Consider the following 22,420-nt stretch of genomic DNA (forward strand, 5'->3'; position numbering starts at 1 on the left):
AGGCGTCCGGCGGCAGGTGGCCTGCCGCCACGCCATGCGGGCGTCGGGCGATCAAGCCGTGGGGCGTTCGCCCGGCTTCCGGAGGCGGGCGGCCGCCTCCGGCCGAGCGCGTACCGAGGACGCGGGGGCGCGAGCGACCCGCCCGGCTGCCTCCTCTCCTCGGTCACCAGCGGCCGCTGAGCGTCGGCCCCGAGTACCCTCGCATCCCGTTCCCCACCGCCCGGCTCCGCGGCAGGCCCTGCGGTTGAGGGGCCGTTCCGCGTGTCCGAGACTGGGCAGGTACGGGCATTCGACTACGGCGGGCGACGCGGCCGTGTCGGCCGCGGACGGGTGGTCCATCGTGACGATCTCACCCTTCGGGTCAGGAGACCCGTTCTCCGAACTGTTCAACCGCTTCTTCGGCATGAGTCCGGCGACCTCACCGCCGGCCGTCCAACGTGTCCCCATCGGACGTCTCCTCAGCGACTCCGCGCACGAGTTGCTCGCCACCGCCGGGACACGGGCGGCCGAGGACGGGGCCGATCTCGACACCGTCCACCTGCTGTGGGCCGCGACCCAGGTACCGGCCGCGCGCCAGGTGCTGGAGCAGGCGGGCGCCGATCCCGGCAAGCTCGCCGACGACCTGCGGGAATCCCTGCCCTCCGGGACCGGCACCGGTGAGCCCGCGCTGACGCCGGCGGCCAAACGCGCCCTGCTCGCAGCACATGCCCGCTCCCAGGCGGCCGGCGCCTCCTACATCGGCCCCGAGCACATCCTCGCCGCGATCCTTGACGATCCGCGCTCCCCGCTGGCCCGGACCCTCAGGACCGAGGGAGCCACCCCGGGCGCGCTCGGCGGCGCGCCCCGGCAGTCGCGGGAGACGGGCGGGCACCCCGACACGCCGACGCTCGACGAGTACGGGCGCGACCTCACCGACGAGGCACGCGCCGGACAGCTCGACCCGGTGGTCGGGCGGGCGGCCGAGATCGAGCAGACCATCGAGGTACTCTCCCGCCGTACGAAGAACAACCCGGTGCTGATCGGCGACCCCGGCGTCGGCAAGACCGCCATCGTCGAGGGGCTGGCCCAGCGCATCGTCGCCGGGGAGGTCCCCAAGGCGCTGAAGGACCGCCGCGTGGTCGCCCTCGACCTCGCCGGGCTGGTGGCCGGGTCCCAGTACCGGGGCCAGTTCGAGGAGCGGCTGAAGAAGGTCATCGACGAGGTCACCCGGGCCGAGAAGGGCGTCGTCCTCTTCATCGACGAACTGCACACGGTGGTCGGCGCGGGCGGTACCGGCGAAGGATCCATGGACGCGGGCAACATCCTCAAGCCCGCCCTCGCCCGCGGCGACCTCAGCGTCGTGGGCGCCACCACCATCGGCGAGTACCGCAAGCACATCGAGAAGGACGCCGCGCTGGAGCGCCGCTTCCAGCCCGTCATGGTGCCGGAACCCACCGTCGAGGAGACGATCGAGATCCTGCGCGGACTGCGCGACGCCTACGAGGCCCATCACCAGGTCCGCTACACCGACGAGGCGCTGGACGCCGCGGCCGCCCTCTCCGACCGTTACATCAGCGACCGCTTCCTGCCCGACAAGGCCATCGACCTCATGGACCAGGCCGGAGCCCGGGTCGGACTGCGCAGCGTGGGGGAGTCCGCGGAGGCGGCGGGTCTCGAGGACCGTCTCTCCCGGCTGCGCAGGGAGAAGGACGAGGCCGTCAGCACGGAGGACTTCGAGCGCGCGAGCCGACTCAAGCGCGAGATCACGGAGTTGGAGGGACGGCTCGCCTCGGTCGGCGAGGGCGGAGCACCCACGCCGAGCGTCACCCCCGACGACATCGCCGAAGTCCTCTCCGCCCGCACCGGCATTCCGGTCTCCCAGCTCACCGAGACCGAACGCGACCGGCTGATGAAGCTGGAGGAGGTCCTGCACGAGCGGGTCGTCGGCCAGGACGACGCGGTCACCGCCGTGGCCCAGGCCGTGCGCCGCGGCCGGGCCGGCATGGGCGACCCGAACCGGCCCACCGGCAGCTTCCTCTTCCTCGGCCCCACCGGCGTCGGCAAGACGGAACTCGCCAAGGCGCTCGCGGAACTGCTCTTCGGCGACCCGGACCGCATGATCCGCTTCGACATGAGCGAGTTCCAGGAGAAGCACACCGTCTCCCGGCTCATCGGCTCCCCGCCCGGCTACGTCGGCTATGAGGAAGCCGGCCAGCTCACCGAGGCGGTGCGCCGCAAGCCGTACAGCGTCGTGCTGTTCGACGAGGTGGAGAAGGCCCACCGCGACGTGTTCAACCTGCTGCTGCAGGTCCTGGACGACGGGCGGCTCACCGACGCGCAGGGGCGCACGGTGGACTTCCGCAACACCGTGGTCATCATGACCAGCAACATCGCCTCCAAGCACATCCTCGACCACCACGGCGACATCGACGAGATCAGGGACGACCTGACGGCCGAGCTCCAGGCGCACTTCCGCCCGGAGTTCCTCAACCGGATCGACGAGGTCATCGTCTTCCACGCCCTGGGGCGCCGGGACCTGGTGCGCATCGTCGACCTGCTGCTGGAGGGCAGCCGGCGCCGGCTGCACGCCCAGCAGATCGGCCTGGAGGTCACCGAGACGGCCAAGGAGTGGCTGGCGAACCGCGGCTACCAGCCGGAGTACGGGGCCCGGCCGTTGCGCCGCACCATCCAGACCGAACTCGACAACCGGCTGTCGAACATGCTGCTCGACGGCACGCTCAACCCGGGCGACACCGTCGTCGTCGACGTCGTGGACGGTGACCTGAGCCTGAGCCTCAAGGCGGAGGCGGCGCCCCAGGAGCAGGGAACGCCGGGCGGCAGCCCGGAGGACACCGAGGAGGAGCCTCCGAGCTGGCCCGGACCCATTTCCTAGTCCCGCGGCCCTAGTCGGCCGCGCCCTCGGGGACGCGGTCCAGGAACCCGTGCACGCTGCCGATGCGACCCTCGCCGTCCAGGGTGATCACGTCGGAGCCGGCGACGGGTGCCGAACCGTCCGCGTCGCTCACCAGCTCCCAGGAGAAGCGGGCGAGGTCGTGGTGCCCGTCGACCGCACCCGTGAGCCGGAAGGAGAACCCCGGGAACTGTGCGTGCGCACCCGCGATCACCGCCGCGATCTGCTCGTGCCCGCTGACGTCGGCCAGGGGGTCGGTGTAGGTTCCGTCCGCGGCCCAGGCGGCGGCGACCGCCTTCGCCAGCGCCTGGGCGTCCCGGGTGTTCCACGCCTCGAAGTAGCGGGCGACGGCGGACTCGTAGCGGTTGGTCTCTGCGGTCATGGCGATCGGCCTCCATCGGGGTCACATGCGCTGGTCAGGAGCCGGCTCCCGGGGTGTTGTGCCTGCCGGGAGCCGACACCGCAACCATGCCCGGACACGCGTGGGGGCGTCGATTACCTCCGGGGTAAGCGCGGGCACGCCCGGGTGGAGGTGGCTCGTTTGCGCCAGAAGCGGCCGTGAATATGCCAGGAGACTGGCTGAAATCGCATGGTGACAGAGGGTCAGGAGTGGCGATACTCGAAGGAGCGGGTGACCCGGGTCACGATAGAAAGCGCTACCGCGCGAACAGCGGGACGCCCATGTGCACAGCGAGCGAACGCAAGGCACCACGGGCCGATACGGCACCGAGCACCGCACGGGGGGAGCGATCGTGCACGACGAGTTCCTGTGCCATGTCACGGCATACGGCATCTGCGGAGGGCAAAGGGTCGGCGTCCCCCTCGGCACCTACCGCGCCCCGACCCTGGCCCTCGCCCTGTGGTGGATGCGCGACCGTGCCTCCTGGATCGCCGAACGGCTGGACCCGGACCCCGGCAACCCGCTCTTCCCGCCGAACTCCATCGCCCCCGTCGCCCACACGGTCCCGGACGTGCCGGCCGTCCTGCGGGCCTGGTGCAAGGACGTCGGGCAGCAGGAGAGCGTGGCCGAGGAGCTGGCGGCAGGACGGCTGGTCCGTGTCGCCGTCAGTGACGACACCACCGAGTACGAACTGCTCGCCGAGTCCGTGGACGCGCTGCGGATGCAACGGTTCGTGCCCGCGCTGTCCACCCCGGTGGCCTGACCGAGGGCCGTGCGCCGCGTCAGTGAACCTCGTCCCGTCGCCGCACCCTCCGGGCGAGCAGCCCGCCCGCGAACCCGGTCGCAAGTCCCCACACCAGGGCGAGCCCCAGCGCGGTCCCCGGCCGGGGTCTCAGGAACAGCACGCCGGAGAGCCCTCCGCCGAGGTCGCCGACCCCGATGAGCGACAGACCGTAGTGCGCCGAGACCCGGCACAGCAGGCAGACGGCGAGAACCGCCGCCATCAGCGCGACCGCCATGTGCACGGCGTGCCGCCACGGCCGCGTCCACGCCGGCGAGCGCGCCGCCAGCACGAACCCGGCGGCGATCAGCAGCACGGCGTCCACGGCCACGAGCCACCACGCCCTGCCGTCGTACCGGGCGAGCGTACGAAGGTTCAGCGTCGAGAGGTCCGGAGTCCGCAGCACCTGGTCGAGCACATGCGGCATGGGCAGCACGAACGGCCCGTCCACCCGGCCGTGCCAGGTGGCGCCCATGCCGAGGGTGAGCACCGGCCACACCAGGTTGGGCAGGCCGAGCAGGACCAGCGCGAACGTCTCGGCGGGGTGCCCGCGGGTCGCCGCCACCACCAGTGCGACCACGGCGCCCAGGGCGACGCAGGCGAGCAGCAGGGCCACCATGGCGCAGGCGGCGGGCCGCACCGACTCCTGCAAGCGCGACAGCCGGGCCGGCAGCGGCGCACCTCGTGACACCAGCAGGGCCAGGACGAGCACGCCTGCCAGCCAGAGCAGACCGAACAGGACGGTCGGCCACAGGTCCGTGGCGAAGCCGATCCTCGGGGAGATTCCGAACAGGCTGCCGATGTCTCCGATCGTTCCGGTGCCGAGCGGGACCGCGAAGGTCTGGCGGGCCACCAGGGCCAGGCCGACGAGCGCGACCAGCCACAGCACGGCGATCCGCCCTGCCCAGACCGCCAGTTCACGCCCGCCGGCGACGGCCCGGTGCCGCAGCGGGCGCAGGAATCCCGCGGCGATCACCAGCGCCCCGGACAGCGTCACCGACAGCGGCATCACCGTCAGCCCCGCCCGTGTGCCGGCCAGTGCACCGGCGTCGCCCGCCAGCCTCACACTGCCGCCGACAGCCACGACGACCACGGCCACGACCACACGGGGGAACCCGCCCTCCGGGATGTCGCTGCCGCCCGCGCCCCACAGCCCCAGCGCGGCGAGCCCGCCCATGACGACCAGCCCGGCCAGCACCGTGACGCCGGCCCGCACCCAGCCGTGCGGTGCGAGTGCCGGGCCGCCGGTGCGGGTGGCGGCCCGGCCAGGCGGGCTCGTGACGCTCACACTGCCACGCTAGGCAGCCCCACGGCGCCCCGCACGCCACGCCACCTCCTTCGCGAGCGCGTCGATTTCCCCCGCGAGCGCATCGACGGCCGGATCGGTCGACGGCCGGGCCACGGCACCCGTCAACTGCCGCCGCCGGCCCGGCCGCACGGCCGCGCGGCTTCACCCAGGGCAGAACGTCGCTCCCTTCCCGTGGCGCCCCGGATCCCTAGGCTGAAGGGGTGAGCACTCATGCGCCGAACGAAGCCCGCGTCATTCCCCTGCGCCCGCAGACCGCGCCGCCCGGCTCCGGTGCGGCGACCCGCACCCCGCAGCGACCGGCGGGGACCCCGCAGCCGCCCGCGCCCAAGGAGCCCTTGTGGCGCGACCTCGTCGGTGATGTGCTGCGGCGCGAGCGGCTCGCCCAGGAGCGCACCTTGAAGGACGTCGCGGAGGCGGCCCGGATCTCGATGCCGTACCTGTCCGAACTGGAGCGGGGCCGCAAGGAGGCCTCCTCCGAGGTTCTCGCGGCCGCCGCCCAGGCCCTCGGGCTCGGCCTCGCCGACCTGCTCTCGCTCGCCCAGGACGAGTTGGCCCGGTACGCCCGGAGCCGGGTGGGCCGGGGCCGCAGGTCGCCGACCGCGCAGAACGACGGCCTCTGCCTCGCCGCCTGACCGAACCGACGGCCGACGGCCGGTACAGGGGCGGGTGCCCCCGCCGTACCGGCCGCGCCGGGGGTCAGACGAACGCCAGCCGTCGGCTCAGCACCTCGTCCGCGAGCCCGTAGGCGACGGCCTCCTCGGCGGTGAACACCTTGTCGCGGTCCATGTCCGCGCGCAGCGTCGCCACGTCGTGGTGTGTGTGACGGGACAGCACCTCCTCCACTTGTGAGCGGATGCGGACCATCTCCTTGGCTGCGAGGCTGAGGTCGGAGACCGTGCCCTGCCGTCCGCCGCTGGCCGGCTGGCCGAGGAGCACCCGCGCGTGCTGCAGCACGAACCGCCGACCGGGATCGCCGCCGGCCAGCAGCACCGCCGCCGTGGAGGCCGCCTGGCCGACGCAGAAGGTGGAGATCGGGGACTGCACGAACGTCATCGTGTCGTAGATCGCCATCAGGGAAGTGAACGATCCGCCGGGCGAGTTGAGGTAGATCGAGATCTCGTGCTCTGGATTCGACGACTCCAGATGCAGGAGTTGCGCGATGACCACATTGGCGACCCCGTCGTCGATCTCGGTGCCCAGGAAGATGATCCGCTCGTTCAGCAGCCGGCTGAAGACGTCGTAGGACCGCTCGCCCTGCGCGGTCCGCTCGATGACGTACGGAACCGTGTACGACCCCATGTCACAACCCCATCCGCCGGCGCGACGAGGCCGGGCGGACGTCGGTGAGCGACTCCACCACCCGGTCCACCATCCCGTACTCCCTGGCCTGTTCAGCCGTGAACCAGCGGTCCCGGTCACCGTCCCGAGCGATCGTCTCCTCGCTCTGCCCGGTGTGCTCGGCGGTGATCCGCTCGATGGCCTTCTTGGTGAACTGAAGGTTCTCCGCCTGGATCTCGATGTCCGCGGTGGTGCCGCCGATGCCTGCCGACGGCTGGTGCATCATGATCCGCGCGTTCGGCAGCGCGAACCGCTTGCCCCGCGTCCCCACGGTGAGCAGGAACTGGCCCATGCTCGCGGCGAACCCCATCACCAGCGTCGAGACGTCGTTCGGGACGAGCCGCATGGTGTCGTAGATCGCCAGCCCCGCGGTGACCGACCCGCCGGGGCTGTTGATGTAGAGGCCGATGTCGGTGCGCGGGTCCTCCGCCGACAGCAGGAGCAGCTGCGCGCACACCCGGTTGGCCGACACCTCGTCGACCTGGGTGCCGAGGAAGACGATCCGCTGGGCGAGCAGCTGCGCGGCGAGGTGGTCGTCGAAGCGGCTGGGCGGTGTGTCGCCCTCCTCCGCCCGCGGCGAGAGCGTGGTGAGTGGAGTCATCGGGTCTCCTCATCGGTGGCGTGGATACCGTCGACTCCACTCTTGACCTCGCGAGATCCCCGGATGCGGTTTCTCTGCCCGCCGCAGATTCGCCACGGGCAGAGGCCACGGCTCAGCCCTTCTCGCGCAGCTGCCGGAAGAACGCCCGCACGTCCTCCACCAGCAGGTCCGGCTCCTCCATGGCCGCGAAGTGCCCGCCTCGGTCGAACTCCGTCCAGCGCACGAGGTTCTCCGTCCGCTCCGCCCTGTGGCGCAGCGGAATCTGGATCTCGGCGGGGAAGACCGCCAGCGCGGTCGGCGCGGTCGACGGTTCGGCCGGCGCGGCGGCCCGGCCCGTGGTGTGCGCCCGCTCGTAGTAGATCCGGGACGACGAACCGGCGGTCCCGGTCAGCCAGTACAGCGACACGTTGGTCAGCAGCAGATCCCGGTCGACGGCCTCCTCGGGCAGCTCCTCGGAGTCCGTCCACTCGCGGAACTTCTCCACGACCCAGGCGAGTTGGCCGACGGGCGAGTCGGTGAGCGCGTACGCCAGCGTCTGTGGCCGGGTGGAGTGCAGCATCGCGTAGCCCGCGCCCTCGCGCTGCCACTCGGACCAGCGCCGCCAGGAGGTGAGCGTGCGCTCCCGCTCCTCGGAGCTGAGCGCGGCCAGCTCCTCGGGGGCCGGCTCGGTCAGCTGCTGGGCGCCGGGCAGCAGGTTCAGGTGGATGCCGATCACCCGCTCCGGGTGGGCGCGGCCCAGCTCGCGGGAGATGCCCGCGCCCCAGTCGCCGCCCTGGGCGCCGAAGCGCGGGTAGCCGAGCCGGTCCATCAGCTCCACCCACGCGTCGGCGACCCGGCCCGCCTCCCAGCCGGTGTCCCGGGTCGGTCCGGACAGACCGAACCCCGGAATGCTCGGCACCACCACATGGAACGCGTCGGCGGGATCGCCTCCGTGGGCGGCCGGATCGGTGAGCGGCCCGACCGCGTCGAGGAACTCCACGATCGACCCCGGCCAGCCGTGCGTGATGATCAGCGGGGTGGCATCCGGCTCCGGCGAGCGCACATGGGCGAAGTGGACGTGTGCGCCGTCGATCTCCGTGGTGAACTGCGGCCACGCGTTCAGCCGCGCCTCGGCGGCCCGCCAGTCGTAGTCATGGCGCCAGTACCGCACGAGCTCCTTCAGATAGCCGAGGGGCACCCCGTACGCCCACCCCACGCCGGACAGCTCGTCCGGCCAGCGGGTGCGGTCGAGCCGGTCATGGAGATCATCGAGGTCGCTCTGGGGGATCGCGAGACGGAAGGGCCGGATACTCTCGGCGGGGGATGACGTCATGCGGCGATGCTAGTGACGGGCACCGAGACCGCCACACGGATCAATCCGCGGTCCGGCCGATGAGTTCCGGGGCGAGGATCGGTCTGCACAGGTGACCGCTTCCACACTCCAGGAGGTACACATGGCCACCGAGGGATTCACCACCTGTCTCTGGTTCGACGGCCAGGCCGAGGACGCCGCGCACTACTATGTGTCGATCTTTAAGAACTCCAGCATCGGGCAGGTCGGCCGGTACACCGAGGCCGGCCCCGGCCCCGCCGGTTCCGTGATCGCCGTCGACTTCACGGCCAACGGCCACAAGTTCGTCGCGCTGAACGGCGGACCCCAGTTCACGTTCAACGAGGCGATCTCCTTCCAGATCTACTGCGAGAACCAGGAGGAGATCGACTACTACTGGACCAAGCTCACCGAGGGCGGCGGTCAGCCGGGCCCCTGCGGCTGGCTCAAGGACAAGTACGGCGTGTCCTGGCAGGTCATCCCCGACGGGCTCCTCGACATGGTCGGCGACCCGGACCAGGAGAAGGCGGCCCGCACCACGCGCGCGATGCTGTCGATGGGCAAGCTCGACATCGCCGCCCTGGAGAAGGCGTACGCGGGCGAGTAGCGACCGCGGGGCGACGGCGGCCCTCCCGCGACGGGGTGAGCCGGCCGCCGCGTTCGTTGCGGCGCGCCCACAACAGGAAGGACTGATTCACCATGGCCGCCGACCTCACCGGTACCTACCTCACCCTCGACGACGGCCGCCCCGCCGTCCGCTTCAGCCGTGTCCACGACCATCCGATCGAGCAGGTCTGGCGGTTCGTCACCGATCCGGACCAACTCGCCGCATGGTTCCCCTCCCGCGCCGAGTTCGACCTGCGCCCCGGCGGAACCGTCCGGTTCAGCGGGGACCCGAACATGCCCGAGTCCACCGGCACCGTCCTCGCGGTCGACGCGCCCAGGCACCTCTCCTTCGCGTGGGGCGGTGACGAGCTCCGCTTCGACCTGGAGGAACCGGGCGACGGGCGCACCCGGTTCACCCTGACCAACGTCCTGGGCGAGCGGAACGCCGCCGCCCGCAACGGCGCCGGCTGGGAGGTCTGCCTGGCCGCCCTGGACGCGAAGTCCCGCGGTGGGCGCTCCGAGGGGCCGCATTCCGGGCCCACCGCCCCCTGGAAGGAGTACTACGAGGCCTACGTCGAGGCCGGGGTCCCCTCGGGCGCGCCCATCCCCGGCGCCGACGCCTGACCCCTCACGCCATCTGTCGCCGCACCAGCTCGTGCAGCCGACCGGTGGTGTCGGCGAGGAGCAGGCCGGGCGGGCCCTGCTGGGCGATCCTGCCGTCCTCCATCACGATGACCCGGTCGGCGTCCAGCACCGTGGACAGGCGGTGGGCGATCACGATCCGGGTGGCGTTCAGGGCGCGTGTGGACTCGATGACCTTGCGCTGCGTCTCGTTGTCCAGCGCGCTCGTCGCCTCGTCGAAGAACAGGATGCGGGGCCGGCGGATCAACGCCTGAGCGATCATGAGCCGCTGCCGCTGGCCGCCCGAGATCGCGCCGCTGCCCTGGACGATGGTGTGCAGCCCCATCGGCATCCGCTGGATGTCCTCGGCGAGGCCCGCCATCTCGGCCGCCGCCATCGCCTCCTCGGGGGTGTACGGCTCGGTGCCGCAGATGACGTCCAGGATGGACCCGTTCATCGGCTGCGCGTGCTGGAGCACCACCCCGCACTGGCGGCGCACCGCCGACTGGTCGAGCGCCGCGAGGTCCTGGCCGTCGTAGAGCACACTGCCGGACACCGGCTTGTCGAAGCCGATCAGCAGACGCAGCAGCGTCGACTTCCCGCAGCCGCTCGGGCCCACGATCGCCACGAACTCGCCCGGTTTCACCTCGAAGGAGACGTCGTCGAGGACCAGGGGACCGTCGTCGGCGTACCGGAACGACAGCCTGCGCGCCTCGATCGCCCCGGACAGGACCCCCGGCCGGGTGCTCGCCGTGCGCACCTCGGGGGTCGCGTCCAGGACCGGCCTGATCTCCTCGAACAGCGGCAGCGCGGCCACCGCCGACACGAACGCGCCGGTCAGCTGGGTGACCGAGGTGAGCAGCATGGTCATGGAGGTGTTGAAGGTGAGGAAGTCGGCGGCCGAGAGCGCACCCTTCGCCGGCCCCGCAAGGAGCATGAACAGCAGCAGGGAGCACAGCGGCAGGTACACCGCGCCCAGCACCGTGGTGAGGTTCTTGATCCGGCCGACCTTCTGCTGGAGTTCGCGGCTGCGTGCGAACTCCCGCGCCCAGGCGGCGTAGGCGTAGTTCTCGGCCGCCGCCACCCGCAGCTTGGGCAGGCCGCGCAGGGTCTGGAACGCCTGGTTGTTCAGCTTGTTGCTGAGCTGCACCAGCCGCCGCTGCCAGCGCACCTGCCACAACCCCAGCCCGAGGAAGACGGCGGCGATGACGACGAGCATGCCGATGGCGGCCATGGCCATGGGCACGCTGTACCACAGCAGCAGCCCCAGGTTCATCGCGCCGACCGTCACCGACTGGGCCACCGTGGGACCTACTCCGGCGAGCAGCCGCCGGATGGCGCTGACCCCCATCGCGGCGCTCGCCAGCTCGCCCGTGGACCGCTCGGCGAAGAACTTCGTCGGCAGCCTCAGCAGCCGGTCCCAGACCGCCGGCTGGAGGGTCGCCTCGATCCGCCCCTCGAGGCGCAGGATGGTCAGGTTCTCCAGCAGCATGAAGGCGGCCGCCACCACGCCGGTGACCATGAGGGCGAGGCAGACCTGGACGATCAGCCCTTCCTGCGCCTTCGGCACGTACTCCCCGAGCACCTTGCCGGTGGCGATCGGCACCAGTGCGCCGATCGCGACGGTGACCAGTCCGCTGATGAGCAGGTTGACCAGATCGCCGCTCATGCCGCGCATGCTGAACCGCAGCAGCCCGAGCGGACCGAGCCGCTGGTCGGGCAGTGGACGGTAGAACATCACGGCCCGCGGGGCGAACTCCGCCGCGTTCGCCTTCTCGATCGGTGTCTCGCGTCCCGACGACGGGTGCACGGCGACATAGCCGCCGCGCCGCCACAGCAGCGCCACCGGCGCGCCCGACAGGGCCCGGTGACCCACCAGCGGGCCGACGTTCTCACGCCACCAGCGCCCGTCGAGCCGCACCGCCCGGGTACGCACGCGTGAGGCGACGGCGATGCGCTCCACCGGGTCCAGGCGGTCGCTCTCGGCGCCGCTCCGCGTGGGTTCGGCGAGGGTGATGCCGGCCGCGTCGGCCACCAGTCTGCAGGCCGCGTAGGTCGCGTCGGCGTCGGCGGCCGTGGTGCGCCGTTCCGAGGACTTCCCGATGGACGCCAGCAACGTCCGGTCGGCCTGGGCGCGGACCGCCTCGCCGGCTTTGATACCGGCCGCGGTACGGGTCTCGTGGGTGCGCTCCAGCTGCTCGATCCACCGGTCAAGGGTGGCGAGGAGGCGGTACTGCTGGTCGACCATGCCCTGCCAGACCGCCGGGTCCATCAGCAGGTCGGCAGCGGCCTCCGCCCCGTACAGGGAGCCGTACTGGACGCTGCCCGGCGGCACCTGCATCCAGAAGACGTCGTCGTCGGTGATCTCGGCGGCCCGCTCGGTGGCCATCGGCGCCTGGAACAGGATGGACAGACTGCGGCCGACGCCCAGGGCGAGGGCGTACTCCAGCGGACTCGTCGTCGGCGGCACGTACTGCGGGTTGCCGTACTCGTCGTACGACCAGGTCTGGGTGTCGGCCTGCTGGTAGAGCTCGCGCAGCTGGATGCGGCGCACCACGCAGTCGCGGACCGGCCGGGCGACCAGGGTGTGCTGGGGTCCAGCGACCGGGCCGAGCAGCAGCGAGCCCGGCTCGAGACGACCCAGGTGGTGCCAGTGGCCCTGTACCGCCGCATCGACGGCGAACAGGTCCAGCGCGCCGGACGCCACGAGCCACAGCACCTGCGGCCCCTCCAGGTCGAGCCGGCTCAGGCCCGAGCAGTCGATGGGGGCGCCCATCGCGCCCAGAGCGCCCAGGACGACGTCGCCCTCGTGCACCGCCGTCATCCTCACCGCTCCCTGACCAGCTCGGCGTACGCCCCGCCGGCCGCCACCAGGGCGTCGTGCCGCCCGCGTTCCACGATCGTGCCGTGCTGGAGCACCACGATCTCGTCACTGTCGCGCACCGTGCTCAGCCGGTGCGCGATCACCACGCAGGCGCAGCCGCGCTTGCGCAGGTTGTCGATCACGGTCTGCTCGGTCTCCGCGTCCAGCGCGCTGGTCACCTCGTCGAGCACCAGGATGCTGGGGTCGCGCACCAACGCCCTCGCGATCTCGAGGCGTTGGCGCTGCCCGCCGGAGAAGTTCCGCCCGTCCTGCTCCACCCGGCTGTGAACACCGCCCGGTCGGCGCATCACCACGTCGTACAGGGCCGCGTCCCGCAGGGCGGCGACCACCGCGTCGTCCGGGATCGACGGATCCCACAGGGCCACGTTGTCGCGGACCGTGCCCTCGAAGAGGAAGATCTCCTGGTCGACGAAGGAGACCGAGGCGGCGAGCGCGCCGCGCGGAATGTCCTCCAGACGCCGTCCGTCGATACGGATCTCGCCCTCCCAGGGCGCGTACAGCCCGGCGATCAGCCGGGACACCGTGGACTTGCCGCTGCCCGAGCCACCGACCAGTGCCACCTGCTGGCCGGGGCCCACCGTCAGGCTGAAGCCGCTCAGCAGCGGCTTGTCGAGCGGGCTGTAGCCGAAGGTGATGTTCTCCAGTTCCACATGGCCGTGCAGCCGGCGCGTCGACGCCCCGCCGCCGGAGCGGCCGTAGAGCGGGTCGGTCTGGAAGCTCTCCACGTCCTTCAGACGGGCCACGTCCGCGGCGAAGTCCTGGATGCGGCCCGCGACCCCGTTCAGGCGCGTCAGCGGCGCGGTGAACCGGGTCACCAGGGCCTGGAAGGCGACCAGCAGACCCACCGAGATGTGCCCCTCCACCGCCCGCAGGCCACCGATCCACAGGATCAGCGCACTGTTGAGCGTGGCGAGCGTCGGCGCGACCACACCCAGCCAGGCGCTCGGCACACCGAGCCGCTGCTGCTCCTCCAGGGTCGTGGCGTGCTGGCCCGCCCACTTGCGGAAGTAGCCGTCCTCGCCGCCGGTCGCCTTCATCGTCTCGATCAACTGAAGGCCGGTGTAGGCGGTGTTGGTCAGCCGTGCCGTGTCAGCGCGCAGCTTCGCGGTACGGGTCGCCCGCAGCCGTACGACGATTCGCATCGCCACCACGTTCAGCAGGGCCACCCCGATGCCGACGAACGTCAGCTGCGGGTCGTAGGTGTACAGCAGCACCGCGTACAGCACCACGACGATCGCGTCGACGCCTGCCGCCGCGAGGTCGCGGGCCAGGGTCTCGGCGACCGCGTCGTTGGACTGCAGCCGCTGCACCAGGTCGGCGGGGCTGCGCTGGGCGAAGAACGTCACGGGAAGCCGCAGCAGATGCCGCAGGAAACGGGCGCTGGAGAGCGTGGAGGAGATGATCCGGCCGCGCAACAGGTTCGCCTGCTGCAACCAGGTCAGCACCACCGTCAGCAGCACACAGGCGGCCATCGAGGCGAACAGCACGCCCAGCAGCGAGGTCTGCCGGCCGATCAGGAACATGTCGATGTACGTGCGGCTCAGCGCGGGCAGCGCCGCACCGACCACCACCAGGAGCAGGCTCGCCAGGACCGCGGCGGGCAGGGTGCCCGCCGTGCCGCGCAGCCGGGCCGGCATCGCACCCAGGATGCCCGGCCTGCGGCCGCCCCGGGTGAAGCCCTCGCCGGGCTCCATCACCAGGACGACCCCGGTGAAGCTCGTGTCGAAGTCCTCCATCGGCACGAAACGGCGGCCCTTGCCGGGGTCGTTGACGTACACGCCCCGGCGACCGAAACGGCGCCCCATGCCGTCGTAGACGACGTAGTGGTTGAACTCCCAGAACAGGATCGCGGGCGCGTTCACCTCGGCGAGCGCGGCCGTGTCCATCTGCATGCCCTTGGCCGTCAGGCCGTAGCTGCGGGCCGCCTTGAGGAGGTTGCTGGCGCGTGAGCCGTCCCGGGAGACACCGCAGGCGATGCGCAGCTCCTCCAGCGGGACGTGCCGGCCGTAGTGGCCGAGCACCATCGCCAGGGAGGCGGCGCCGCACTCGACGGCCTCCATCTGCAGCACGGTGGGGGTGCGGACCGTCTTGCGCCGGGACTTGGGCACGGCCCGCTTCGGCGGGGCGGCGCGGCGCCTGCCCCGTACCGGAGGCAGGGTGTCCTGGGGAGCGGTCACGGCAGGAGCCAATCGACGGGACGCTGATCGGCCATGCGGATGGAACCCGTGGCCAGGGTCATGGAGGAGAGGGGGAAGGGCGGCCCGTCCGCGGACGACCACTCGTAGCCGCTCTTCGTGTCGGGCGACGTGTCGAGCCGTACCAGCACGGCCACCGGGCGGCCCTTCCTGGTGAACTGCTCGCCCAGCTGGTCGTCCCCGAGGAACGCGGCGATCTGCTGGGCCGACTGGGCCATGCGGTCGACGGACCTCACATGGCCGTGCAGCACGCCGTACTGCTGGGCCGGCACCGACTGAACGGTGAGGTCGACGGCGGCGTTCGCGGGAATGGACGCGGCGGTCTCGGCGGGCACGTACACCGTCGCGTACAGCGGGTCGGAGGCGTGCTCGACCTTCTCCACCGCGGCGACGTTCGCCCCGGTGCGGATGATCTGGCCGATCGTGGCGGCGAGTTCGGTGATACGGCCCGCGGCGACCGTGCGGACCACCGACTCGCCCTGCTCGGTACGGACCTTGATCACGGGCGTGTTCGCGGGCAGCCGCTGGCCCTGCTCGGCGAGGATCGCGGTGACCTGTCCGGCCACCGGGCTCTGCAGGAGGTAACTGCCCTCCGCGTGTGTGAGGACGGCGGGCGCGCTGACCGTGGAGGCCACCGAGCCCGTGACGGCCCACACCGACGCGGCGGCCATGGCGACCACCGTCACGGTCAGGACCAGCCAGCCCTGGGGGCGGGCGAAGCGCACCGGGAGATCGAGCTCCTCGGGCGACTGCAGCTTGGCGAGGGCCTGCTGGCGGAACTGCACGGAACTTCCCTCACCTACTCCAGAAGAATCACGGCATCCGAGAGTCCCGGAACCGGGGAGCGGTTCCGGGACTCAGCGGTACAGGGGTGCGATCAGAGACCGGCGACCAGGTTCGTGACCGGGGCGGTGTTCAGGCCGGTGACACCCTCGACGGTGCCGACGGCCGTGCCGACCAGGCCGGAAACCGGGGCGATGCCGTCCACCAGGCCGGTCGCGGTGCCCACGGCGTTGATCTGCAGGCCACCGGACACGGCGTCGAGCTCGGCGTCCGAGATCTCGGCGGTCTCAACCTGGGGGGTGGAGTTCATGATGGAACTTCCCTTCGTATGGATATTCACAAGGGGGAGCGGCCCCTTCTGGGGACAGACGGTCGGCCGCGGTCCGCGAGCGCCGGGCAGCCCGTTGCCGGGACCCCTGGGGTGGCCCCCGCGGTGCAACGGATCAAAGCACGGCGGCGCGTGGCGATTCCAATCAACCACCGCTCTCACCTGGGCAATTGACGTTGCGAAGCGCTGATCCGTGCAGGCGTGCGCACGACTTGGCGCCGACTTCTTCACATGCTGCGCGGCATCGTCGCGCACGGCCTCTTGCCGCCCCGACAAGGAATGGGACAGTCCGGGTTCAATGACACGGCACCCGGTGCGGGCCTGTGCAGATCCGTCGTGCACGGTGACCCGCTTGCGCATTCGATGTGCAGATTCCCTGAAGCCAGGATTCGGCCCGGCGTGGCCAACCCAGGGTTACCGACCGGTAGCTCGCTGTGTCCACAATCGCCGGACGAGTCGATTTCTCTGCCCGGCCACGCTCGACAGGTGCCTTTGCCACCTATTTCACGCTTTCGCATACGCCAACTCAGCCAGTCGCAAAGTCCGTTGAACACCCCACCCGACACGCGCGTATCAACTGGCATCCAGGCGCCCCAGTCAGCTGTCGGACGGCGGCAACGGACCCCGTCCTCAGGAGGTCGAGAGTTGAGTCACAAACGCATACCCAAGCGCAAGGCCGCGATCGCGGTTGGAAGCGTGGCGGCGCTCGGAGCTGCGGCCCTTCTGCTGCCCAACGCCAACGCGTCCCAGACGGACCCGGCGTCGGGCGACACGCCGAAGACGTTCAAGGCGGCCGGTGTCTCCCTCGTCGCCAAGCAGCTCGCATCGCAGTTGGGTGACGCCTTCGCGGGCTCCTACTACAACGCGGAGAAGCAGCAGGTCGTCGTCAATGTGGTCGGTGACGACAGCAAAGTCGTCGACGCCGTCAGAAAGGCGGGCGCCGTCCCCCACCAGGTGCACAACAGCACCGCCACGCTCCAGGCCGCCGCCAAGACGCTGCGCACCAAGGCGACGATCCCCGGCACCGCGTGGTCCGTCGACCCCAAGACCAACGAGATCCGGGTCAGCGCCGACAGCACGGTCACCGGCTCCAGGTGGAACACGCTTGAGTCGACGGTCAAGAGCCTCGGCTCGGGGGTGGCGACCCTCAAGAAGTCGTCGGGCACCTTCAAGACCTTCGTGTCGGGCGGCGACGCCATCTTCGCGCAGGCGAACGGCGGCGGCGTCCGTTGCTCCCTCGGCTTCAACGTCACCGCGGGCGACGGCAGCCCGGCCTTCCTGACGGCCGGTCACTGCGGAGTCGCGGCGAAGCAGTGGTCCGACTCCCAGAACGGCCGGCCGATCGCCACCGTCGACCAGGCCACCTTCCCGGGCAACGGCGACTTCTCCCTCGTCAGGTACGACGACCCGAACACCCAGGCCCCGAGCGAGGTCAACGTCGGCAACGGGCAGACGGTCCAGATCACCCAGGCCGCGGACGCGGTGGTGGGCCAGCAGGTCTTCCGGATGGGCAGCACCACCGGGCTGCACGACGGGACGGTCACCGGGCTCGACGCCACCGTCAACTTCCAGAGCGAGACCGACCCGGGCGGCGTCGACACCGTCACCGGGCTCATCCAGACGAACGTCTGCGCCGAGGCCGGTGACAGCGGAGGCTCGCTGTTCACCCAGGACGGCAGCGCGATCGGCCTGACCTCGGGCGGCAGCGGCGACTGCACCGCCGGCGGCGAGACCTTCTTCCAGCCGGTGACCACGGCGCTGCAGGCGACCGGCGCGACGCTCGGCGCGGGCGGCGCGGGCGGCGCCGGCGACCAGAGCGGTGCCGGTGCGGGCGCAGGCGACCAGTCGGCGAGCCCGGGTGGCCAGCAGGGTGCCGGTGACCAGAGTGGTGCCGGCGCCGGCGCCGGTGACCAGAGCGGTGCGGGTGCTGCCGGCGCCGGTGACCAGAGCGGCGCCGGTCAGCAGTCGGCGAGCCCCGGTGATCAGTCGGGTGGGGCCGCCGACCAGTCCGGCAACGCCGGCGACCGGTCGGGCAGCGGCGTGGGCGACGGCTCCGGACTGGTGTCGAGCCACTGACCGGGAAGCACCAGCGGTTCCCCCGGTCGGTGGAACGGTCCGGCCCTCCGGCGGGAGGGCCGGACCGCTCCGTTTCCAGGCCCCCGGCTCCGTTTCCAGGCCGCCGGATCCGATTTCCAGCCCCCCGGCGGCGCTGCCCGCGCGGTCCGTGGGCGGCCCGTCACCCTGCGCAGTGGGCGCGCCGTTCCCCGCGCCCGCTCCGCCGCGCACCCGCGAGCCGCCGGTCCGTGCGCTCACAGGGGCTGCGCGAGCGCCCGGGACGCGCTCTAATTGCAGAGTGGGCAGTGAGGGCACTGCGGGACGCAGAACGAGAACGCTGCGCGCGGAACTTGCCCTCAAGACGCTCGCGGCGGACCTCGACCCGCGCGAGCGCCTGCGACGCGTGCTCGAGCAAGTGCTCGTCTTCACCGGAGCCACCCTCGCCGTCGTCTACAGCCCGGAGGACGGCGGCGACCAGCTGACCCTCACCGAGTCGGCCGGTGTGCCGCGCGCGCTGTACGGGCTGCGTGACGTCTACTCCCTCTCCGGCTCAGGCCCTGCCGCCGAGGTGCACCGCTCCGGGCAGGCCCGCTGGCTCACCCCCGAGGACATCGGTCGCTGCGCCGACGCGCGCCGGATGCCCGCCGGAGACTTCTCCCTGGCCGTCCTGCCGCTGCGCGGCGGGGGATGCCTGGCCGCCGTCAGCGACGGCCCGGACGGCTTCGACACCGACGACCGCGCGTGTCTGGAGCTCTTCGCCGAGGCCGTCACCTGCCCGCCTCCGGGCGCGGCCGACACCGGTGGGCTGCCCGGCAGCTCCTTCACGCTCGACATGGACAGCGGCCGGGTGCAGGTCGACGACGAGATGCTGGGGCTGTTCGGCATCGACACCGGCGAGTTCGACGGCCGTGTGGAGACCCTGCTCGCCCGGACCGTTCCGGAGGACCTGCCCTCCGTGATGTCCGTCGTAGAGGCCGACCACATGTCCATCGGCGACCGCGAACTGGAGTTCCGCATCCTCCAGCCCTCCGGCGAGCCGAGGTGGCTGCGGCTGCGCGGACGCCTGCAGCCCGCCGGGGAGGGACACCCGGTCCGGCTCGTCGGCACGGTCACCGACGCGTCCCAACTGCGCCCCGGCGTCAGCGACGTCACCCGTATCCAGCGGCTGGCTGCCGCCCTCGCCACCGCCGGCACCGTCCGAGACGTCAGCAGGGCCGTGGTCGCCGCCCTGCGGGGCCCTCTGCGGGCGGACCGCATCGCACTCGCCGAGCTGGAGTCCGACCGCCTCGTCGTCACCGTCCTGGACCCGCCCGAACCGGAGGCCTGGCCGGAGCTGTGGCGCACCGAGTGGCGCTCGGAGTGGCCGGACGCGCCCGTCCGCGCCATGCCGACCCTCGCCACGGCCCTCAGGGAAGGCCGCGCCGCGATCTGGCCCGCAGGCACCCCCCTGGAACCCGCGCTCGCCGAGGTCGGCCCCGGCGGTCTCGCCGTGCTGCCGCTGCCCGCCGGCGGGCGCATGGCGGGCGCCTGCCTCGTCGGCTGGGACAGCCCGCACGACTTCGGCCCCGACGAGCGCGCCCTGCTCACCGCCGTCGCCGGTCTCGCCGGGCAGGCGCTGATGCGCGCCCACGCCTTCGACGCCGAGCACGAGCTGATCGGCATGCTCCAGCGCGCCCTCCTGCCGCGTCGCCTGCCCGCGCTGCCCGGAGCCGTCGCCGTCGCACGCTACCTGCCCACCACCGCCGGTCTGGAGCTCGGCGGCGACTGGTACGACGTGATCCCGCTGCCCGACAACCACGTCGCCCTCGTCATCGGCGACGTCCAGGGCCACAGCGCCGGGGCGGCCACCCTGATGGGCCAGATGCGGACGGCGCTGCGCGCGTACGCGGCCGAGGGGCACCCCCCTGACGTCGTCGTCTCGCACGCCAACCGGCTCCTCGTGGACATGGAGTCCGACCTCTTCGCGACCTGCTGCTACGTCGACGTCGACATGGAGCAGGGCACCGCCTGGTGCGTCCGCGCAGGGCACCTCCCGCCCCTGCTGCGCCAGCCGGACGGCAGCACCGAGATCACCGAGTCGGAGGGCGGACCGCCCCTCGGGGTCGTCACCCAGGCCGACTACCCGATGAGCCCGCTCAGGCTGCAGCCCGGCACGGTCATCGCCCTCACCACGGACGGCCTGGTCGAGTCGGCCGAGGTCGACATCGAGGACGGCCTCGCGCGGATCGCCGGCGAGCTGTCCGCCGCCGACCCCGCGCACCTCGGACTCGTCGCGGACGCGCTGCTCGCCGAGGCCAACCGCAGCGACGACGTGGCGCTGCTCCTCGTGCGCTACGACGGCATGGAGATGCTCCCGCTGCGTGAGAGCTGGACGGTGTGGCGCGTTCCCGAAGCGGTCCGGCACGCCCGCCGCTTCACCCGACGCACCCTGCGGTCCTGGGGCGTGCCGGAGGAGGCCGACACGGTGCTCCTCGTCGTCTCCGAACTCGTCACCAACGCCCTCGTCCACACCGACGGCCAGGTCCGGCTCGACCTCACCCTGTCCAACCACCGGCTGCGTGTCGCGGTCGCCGACTCCTCTCCGCGCACGCCCGTCAAGCCGACCAGCATCGGCTGGGAGGCGACGGGCGGCCGTGGCATCCTGCTCGTCGAAGCCATGTCCGACACGTGGGGGACACTCCCGGTCAGCGGCGGCAAGCAGGTGTGGGCGGACATCGTCCTGGAGCACTCACCGGCCGACGCACAGACCTGACCCGGATGACACCCTGGTGTCGTGCGTCTGCTCATGATGTCCGACACCCACCTCCCCAAGCGCGCGAAGGCACTGCCCGCGCCGCTGCTCGCCGAACTCCCGCGCGCCGACGTCGTGATCCACGCCGGCGACTGGGTGGACGTCGCGACGCTCGACCTGCTGCAGAGCAGGTCCGCCCGGCTGATCGGCGTGTACGGCAACAACGACGGCCCGGCCCTGCGCGCCCGGCTCCCGGAAGTGGCCCGCGCCGACCTCGACGGCCTGCGCCTCGGCGTCGTCCACGAGACGGGATCCGCCCAGGGCCGGGAACGCCGCTGCGCCGACCGGTTCCCCGATCTCGACGTGCTGGTGTTCGGCCACAGCCACATCCCCTGGGACACCACCACGGACACCGGCCTGCGCCTGCTCAACCCCGGCTCCCCGACCGACCGCCGCCGCCAGCCCCACTGCACGTACATGACGGCCAGCGTGACCGGCGGCGAACTGACGGACGTCCGGCTGCACCGGCTGCCCCCGCGCGGAAAACCAGTGGAGTCCTGACAGCCCGTTTGGGTGAGATGGGCCGGTGCTGATCGATACCGACCTCGTACGCCGTCTGCTGGCGGCCCAGTTCCCGCAGTGGGCCCACCTCCCGATCACCCCCGTCCCGGCCTCAGGCATGGACAACGCGACGTTCCGCCTCGGTGAGGAGCTGTCCGTACGCCTCCCGCGCTACCCGCACTGGGCCGGTCAGGTCGAGCGGGAGCAGACCTGGCTGCCCCGGCTCGCGCCCCATCTGCCGCTGCCCGTCAGCGAACCCGTCGCCAGAGGAGAGCCCGGCGAGGGGTACCCCCACCCGTGGTCCCTCTACCGCTGGCTGGACGGCGAGACGGCCACCCCGGAAGGCCTCGCCGACCCCCGCCGCACCGCGCTCGAACTGGCGGCGTTCCTGACCGCGCTTCAGGCGATCGACCCGACGGGCGGTCCCACTCCCGAGCAGAGCAACGCCTTCCGGGGCGTGCCGATGGGCGACGAGCGGGACTCGCTCGCGTCCGAGGCACGGGTGCGGCCCAAGATCGAGGCGCTCGAGCGGTCCGGTCTGATCGACGCCGACGCGGTGACGGAGGTCTGGGAGGCGGCCCTCGCCGCACCCGCCTGGCACCGGCCGCCCGTCTGGGTCCACGGCGACCTCGCCGTCGGCAACCTCCTCGCCGTGGACGGCCGGCTGAGCGCGGTCATCGACTTCGGCACCCTCGCCGTGGGCGACCCGGCGGTCGACCTGCTCGCCGCCTGGAAGTTCCTGCCGGACGAGGTGCGCGGCGACTTCCGCAAGGCGCTCGACGTGGATGACGCCACCTGGGCCCGTGGCCGGGGCTGGGCCCTCGCGGGCTCCCTGCCGGTGCCGGACGACCCCTACTTCCGGCAGAACCCGGCCAGGGTGCGCACCGCCCTGCACCATCTGGAGCAGCTCATCGCCGACCACAGGAGTGAGCGCGCCTGAAAATCCGTTGCCGTCACCGCCGCGGTCCTGCTGGACTGCACGGGACAGAGACGTCGAAACCAAGGAGCCCCCATGCGCGCAGCGTTCA

General features: G+C 72.0%; 18 protein-coding genes. 9 read left to right on the forward strand and 9 right to left on the reverse strand.

Annotated features, from left to right (window positions below; genetic code table 11):
* Positions 1 to 340: 340 nt before the first annotated feature.
* Positions 341 to 2,872: an ATP-dependent Clp protease ATP-binding subunit gene (locus SY2F82_RS15325; protein ID WP_374707163.1), complete on the forward strand. Its 2,532-nt coding sequence runs from the start codon at positions 341 to 343 to the stop codon at positions 2,870 to 2,872.
* 10 nt (positions 2,873 to 2,882) lie between these two features.
* On the opposite strand, the gene SY2F82_RS15330 is transcribed toward SY2F82_RS15325, so the two are convergent.
* Positions 2,883 to 3,272, reverse strand: coding sequence for a nuclear transport factor 2 family protein (locus SY2F82_RS15330; RefSeq protein ID WP_200419625.1), 390 nt, complete (start codon positions 3,270 to 3,272; stop codon positions 2,883 to 2,885).
* Positions 3,273 to 3,642: 370 nt separating this feature from the next.
* On the opposite strand from SY2F82_RS15330, the gene SY2F82_RS15335 reads away from it, so the two are divergent.
* Positions 3,643 to 4,053: a hypothetical protein gene (locus SY2F82_RS15335; protein WP_200419626.1), complete on the forward strand. Its 411-nt coding sequence runs from the start codon at positions 3,643 to 3,645 to the stop codon at positions 4,051 to 4,053.
* 19 nt (positions 4,054 to 4,072) lie between these two features.
* Here the strand turns inward: SY2F82_RS15335 and SY2F82_RS15340 are convergent, their stop codons facing one another.
* A complete protein-coding gene (locus SY2F82_RS15340; protein WP_200419627.1) occupies positions 4,073 to 5,359 on the reverse strand; it encodes a streptophobe family protein in 1,287 nt (428 codons plus the stop codon).
* A gap of 221 nt (positions 5,360 to 5,580) precedes the next feature.
* Here SY2F82_RS15340 and SY2F82_RS15345 point away from each other — a divergent pair, with 221 nt between their 5' ends.
* A complete protein-coding gene (locus SY2F82_RS15345; RefSeq protein WP_200419628.1) occupies positions 5,581 to 6,012 on the forward strand; it encodes a helix-turn-helix domain-containing protein in 432 nt (143 codons plus the stop codon).
* Positions 6,013 to 6,076: 64 nt separating this feature from the next.
* Here the strand turns inward: SY2F82_RS15345 and SY2F82_RS15350 are convergent, their stop codons facing one another.
* The 3 genes from SY2F82_RS15350 to SY2F82_RS15360 form a co-directional block, all read right to left on the reverse strand.
* A complete protein-coding gene (locus tag SY2F82_RS15350; RefSeq protein WP_200419629.1) occupies positions 6,077 to 6,679 on the reverse strand; it encodes a ClpP family protease in 603 nt (200 codons plus the stop codon).
* Position 6,680: 1 nt separating this feature from the next.
* Positions 6,681 to 7,319, reverse strand: coding sequence for an ATP-dependent Clp protease proteolytic subunit (locus SY2F82_RS15355; RefSeq protein WP_200419630.1), 639 nt, complete (start codon positions 7,317 to 7,319; stop codon positions 6,681 to 6,683).
* Between the two features lie 112 nt (positions 7,320 to 7,431).
* A complete protein-coding gene (locus SY2F82_RS15360; RefSeq protein ID WP_200419631.1) occupies positions 7,432 to 8,631 on the reverse strand; it encodes an epoxide hydrolase family protein in 1,200 nt (399 codons plus the stop codon).
* Between the two features lie 121 nt (positions 8,632 to 8,752).
* Here SY2F82_RS15360 and SY2F82_RS15365 point away from each other — a divergent pair, with 121 nt between their 5' ends.
* Positions 8,753 to 9,235: a VOC family protein gene (locus tag SY2F82_RS15365; RefSeq protein WP_200419632.1), complete on the forward strand. Its 483-nt coding sequence runs from the start codon at positions 8,753 to 8,755 to the stop codon at positions 9,233 to 9,235.
* 92 nt (positions 9,236 to 9,327) lie between these two features.
* The gene (locus SY2F82_RS15370) at positions 9,328 to 9,858 is read left to right on the forward strand and encodes an SRPBCC family protein (RefSeq protein ID WP_200419633.1); all 531 of its coding nucleotides are present in this window, start codon (positions 9,328 to 9,330) and stop codon (positions 9,856 to 9,858) included.
* Between the two features lie 4 nt (positions 9,859 to 9,862).
* Here SY2F82_RS15370 and SY2F82_RS15375 read toward each other — a convergent pair whose 3' ends face one another.
* The 4 genes from SY2F82_RS15375 to SY2F82_RS15390 form a co-directional block, all read right to left on the reverse strand.
* A complete protein-coding gene (locus SY2F82_RS15375; protein WP_200419634.1) occupies positions 9,863 to 12,679 on the reverse strand; it encodes an NHLP bacteriocin export ABC transporter permease/ATPase subunit in 2,817 nt (938 codons plus the stop codon).
* A 2-nt stretch (positions 12,680 to 12,681) separates the two neighbouring features.
* Positions 12,682 to 14,916 carry an NHLP family bacteriocin export ABC transporter peptidase/permease/ATPase subunit gene (locus tag SY2F82_RS15380; protein ID WP_200419635.1) on the reverse strand — a complete coding sequence of 745 codons (2,235 nt, stop codon included), beginning with the start codon at positions 14,914 to 14,916 and terminating at the stop codon, positions 12,682 to 12,684.
* The gene (locus SY2F82_RS15385) at positions 14,913 to 15,719 is read right to left on the reverse strand and encodes an HlyD family efflux transporter periplasmic adaptor subunit (protein WP_200419636.1); all 807 of its coding nucleotides are present in this window, start codon (positions 15,717 to 15,719) and stop codon (positions 14,913 to 14,915) included. Before SY2F82_RS15385 ends, SY2F82_RS15380 begins: the two co-directional genes overlap by 4 nt.
* Before the next feature lie 92 nt (positions 15,720 to 15,811).
* A complete protein-coding gene (locus tag SY2F82_RS15390; RefSeq protein ID WP_200419637.1) occupies positions 15,812 to 16,027 on the reverse strand; it encodes a type A2 lantipeptide in 216 nt (71 codons plus the stop codon).
* 663 nt (positions 16,028 to 16,690) lie between these two features.
* Here SY2F82_RS15390 and SY2F82_RS15395 point away from each other — a divergent pair.
* The 4 genes from SY2F82_RS15395 (at position 16,691) to SY2F82_RS15410 (ending at position 22,332) form a co-directional block, all read left to right on the forward strand.
* Positions 16,691 to 18,121, forward strand: coding sequence for a S1 family peptidase (locus SY2F82_RS15395; RefSeq protein ID WP_200419638.1), 1,431 nt, complete (start codon positions 16,691 to 16,693; stop codon positions 18,119 to 18,121).
* A gap of 277 nt (positions 18,122 to 18,398) precedes the next feature.
* Positions 18,399 to 20,852 carry a SpoIIE family protein phosphatase gene (locus SY2F82_RS15400; protein ID WP_200419639.1) on the forward strand — a complete coding sequence of 818 codons (2,454 nt, stop codon included), beginning with the start codon at positions 18,399 to 18,401 and terminating at the stop codon, positions 20,850 to 20,852.
* 21 nt (positions 20,853 to 20,873) lie between these two features.
* Positions 20,874 to 21,392, forward strand: coding sequence for a metallophosphoesterase (locus tag SY2F82_RS15405; RefSeq protein ID WP_200419640.1), 519 nt, complete (start codon positions 20,874 to 20,876; stop codon positions 21,390 to 21,392).
* A gap of 25 nt (positions 21,393 to 21,417) precedes the next feature.
* Positions 21,418 to 22,332, forward strand: a complete 915-nt coding sequence (locus SY2F82_RS15410; protein ID WP_200419641.1) for an aminoglycoside phosphotransferase family protein — start codon at positions 21,418 to 21,420, stop codon at positions 22,330 to 22,332.
* Positions 22,333 to 22,420 lie beyond the last annotated feature (88 nt).

The sequence above is a fragment of the Streptomyces sp. Y2F8-2 genome (assembly GCF_014905555.1).
Taxonomy (GTDB): domain Bacteria; phylum Actinomycetota; class Actinomycetes; order Streptomycetales; family Streptomycetaceae; genus Streptomyces; species Streptomyces cynarae.

Bases quoted from the DNA above. Each gene is read 5' to 3' on its own strand.
- SY2F82_RS15390 (WP_200419637.1), bottom strand. From the start codon at position 16,027: ATGAACTCCACCCCCCAGGTTGAGACCGCCGAGATCTCGGACGCCGAG.
- SY2F82_RS15350 (WP_200419629.1), bottom strand. From the start codon at position 6,679: ATGGGGTCGTACACGGTTCCGTACGTCATCGAGCGGACCGCGCAGGGC.
- SY2F82_RS15365 (WP_200419632.1), top strand. From the start codon at position 8,753: ATGGCCACCGAGGGATTCACCACCTGTCTCTGGTTCGACGGCCAGGCC.
- SY2F82_RS15375 (WP_200419634.1), bottom strand. From the start codon at position 12,679: ATGACGGCGGTGCACGAGGGCGACGTCGTCCTGGGCGCTCTGGGCGCG.
- SY2F82_RS15370 (WP_200419633.1), top strand. From the start codon at position 9,328: ATGGCCGCCGACCTCACCGGTACCTACCTCACCCTCGACGACGGCCGC.
- SY2F82_RS15360 (WP_200419631.1), bottom strand. From the start codon at position 8,631: ATGACGTCATCCCCCGCCGAGAGTATCCGGCCCTTCCGTCTCGCGATC.
- SY2F82_RS15355 (WP_200419630.1), bottom strand. From the start codon at position 7,319: ATGACTCCACTCACCACGCTCTCGCCGCGGGCGGAGGAGGGCGACACA.
- SY2F82_RS15330 (WP_200419625.1), bottom strand. From the start codon at position 3,272: ATGACCGCAGAGACCAACCGCTACGAGTCCGCCGTCGCCCGCTACTTC.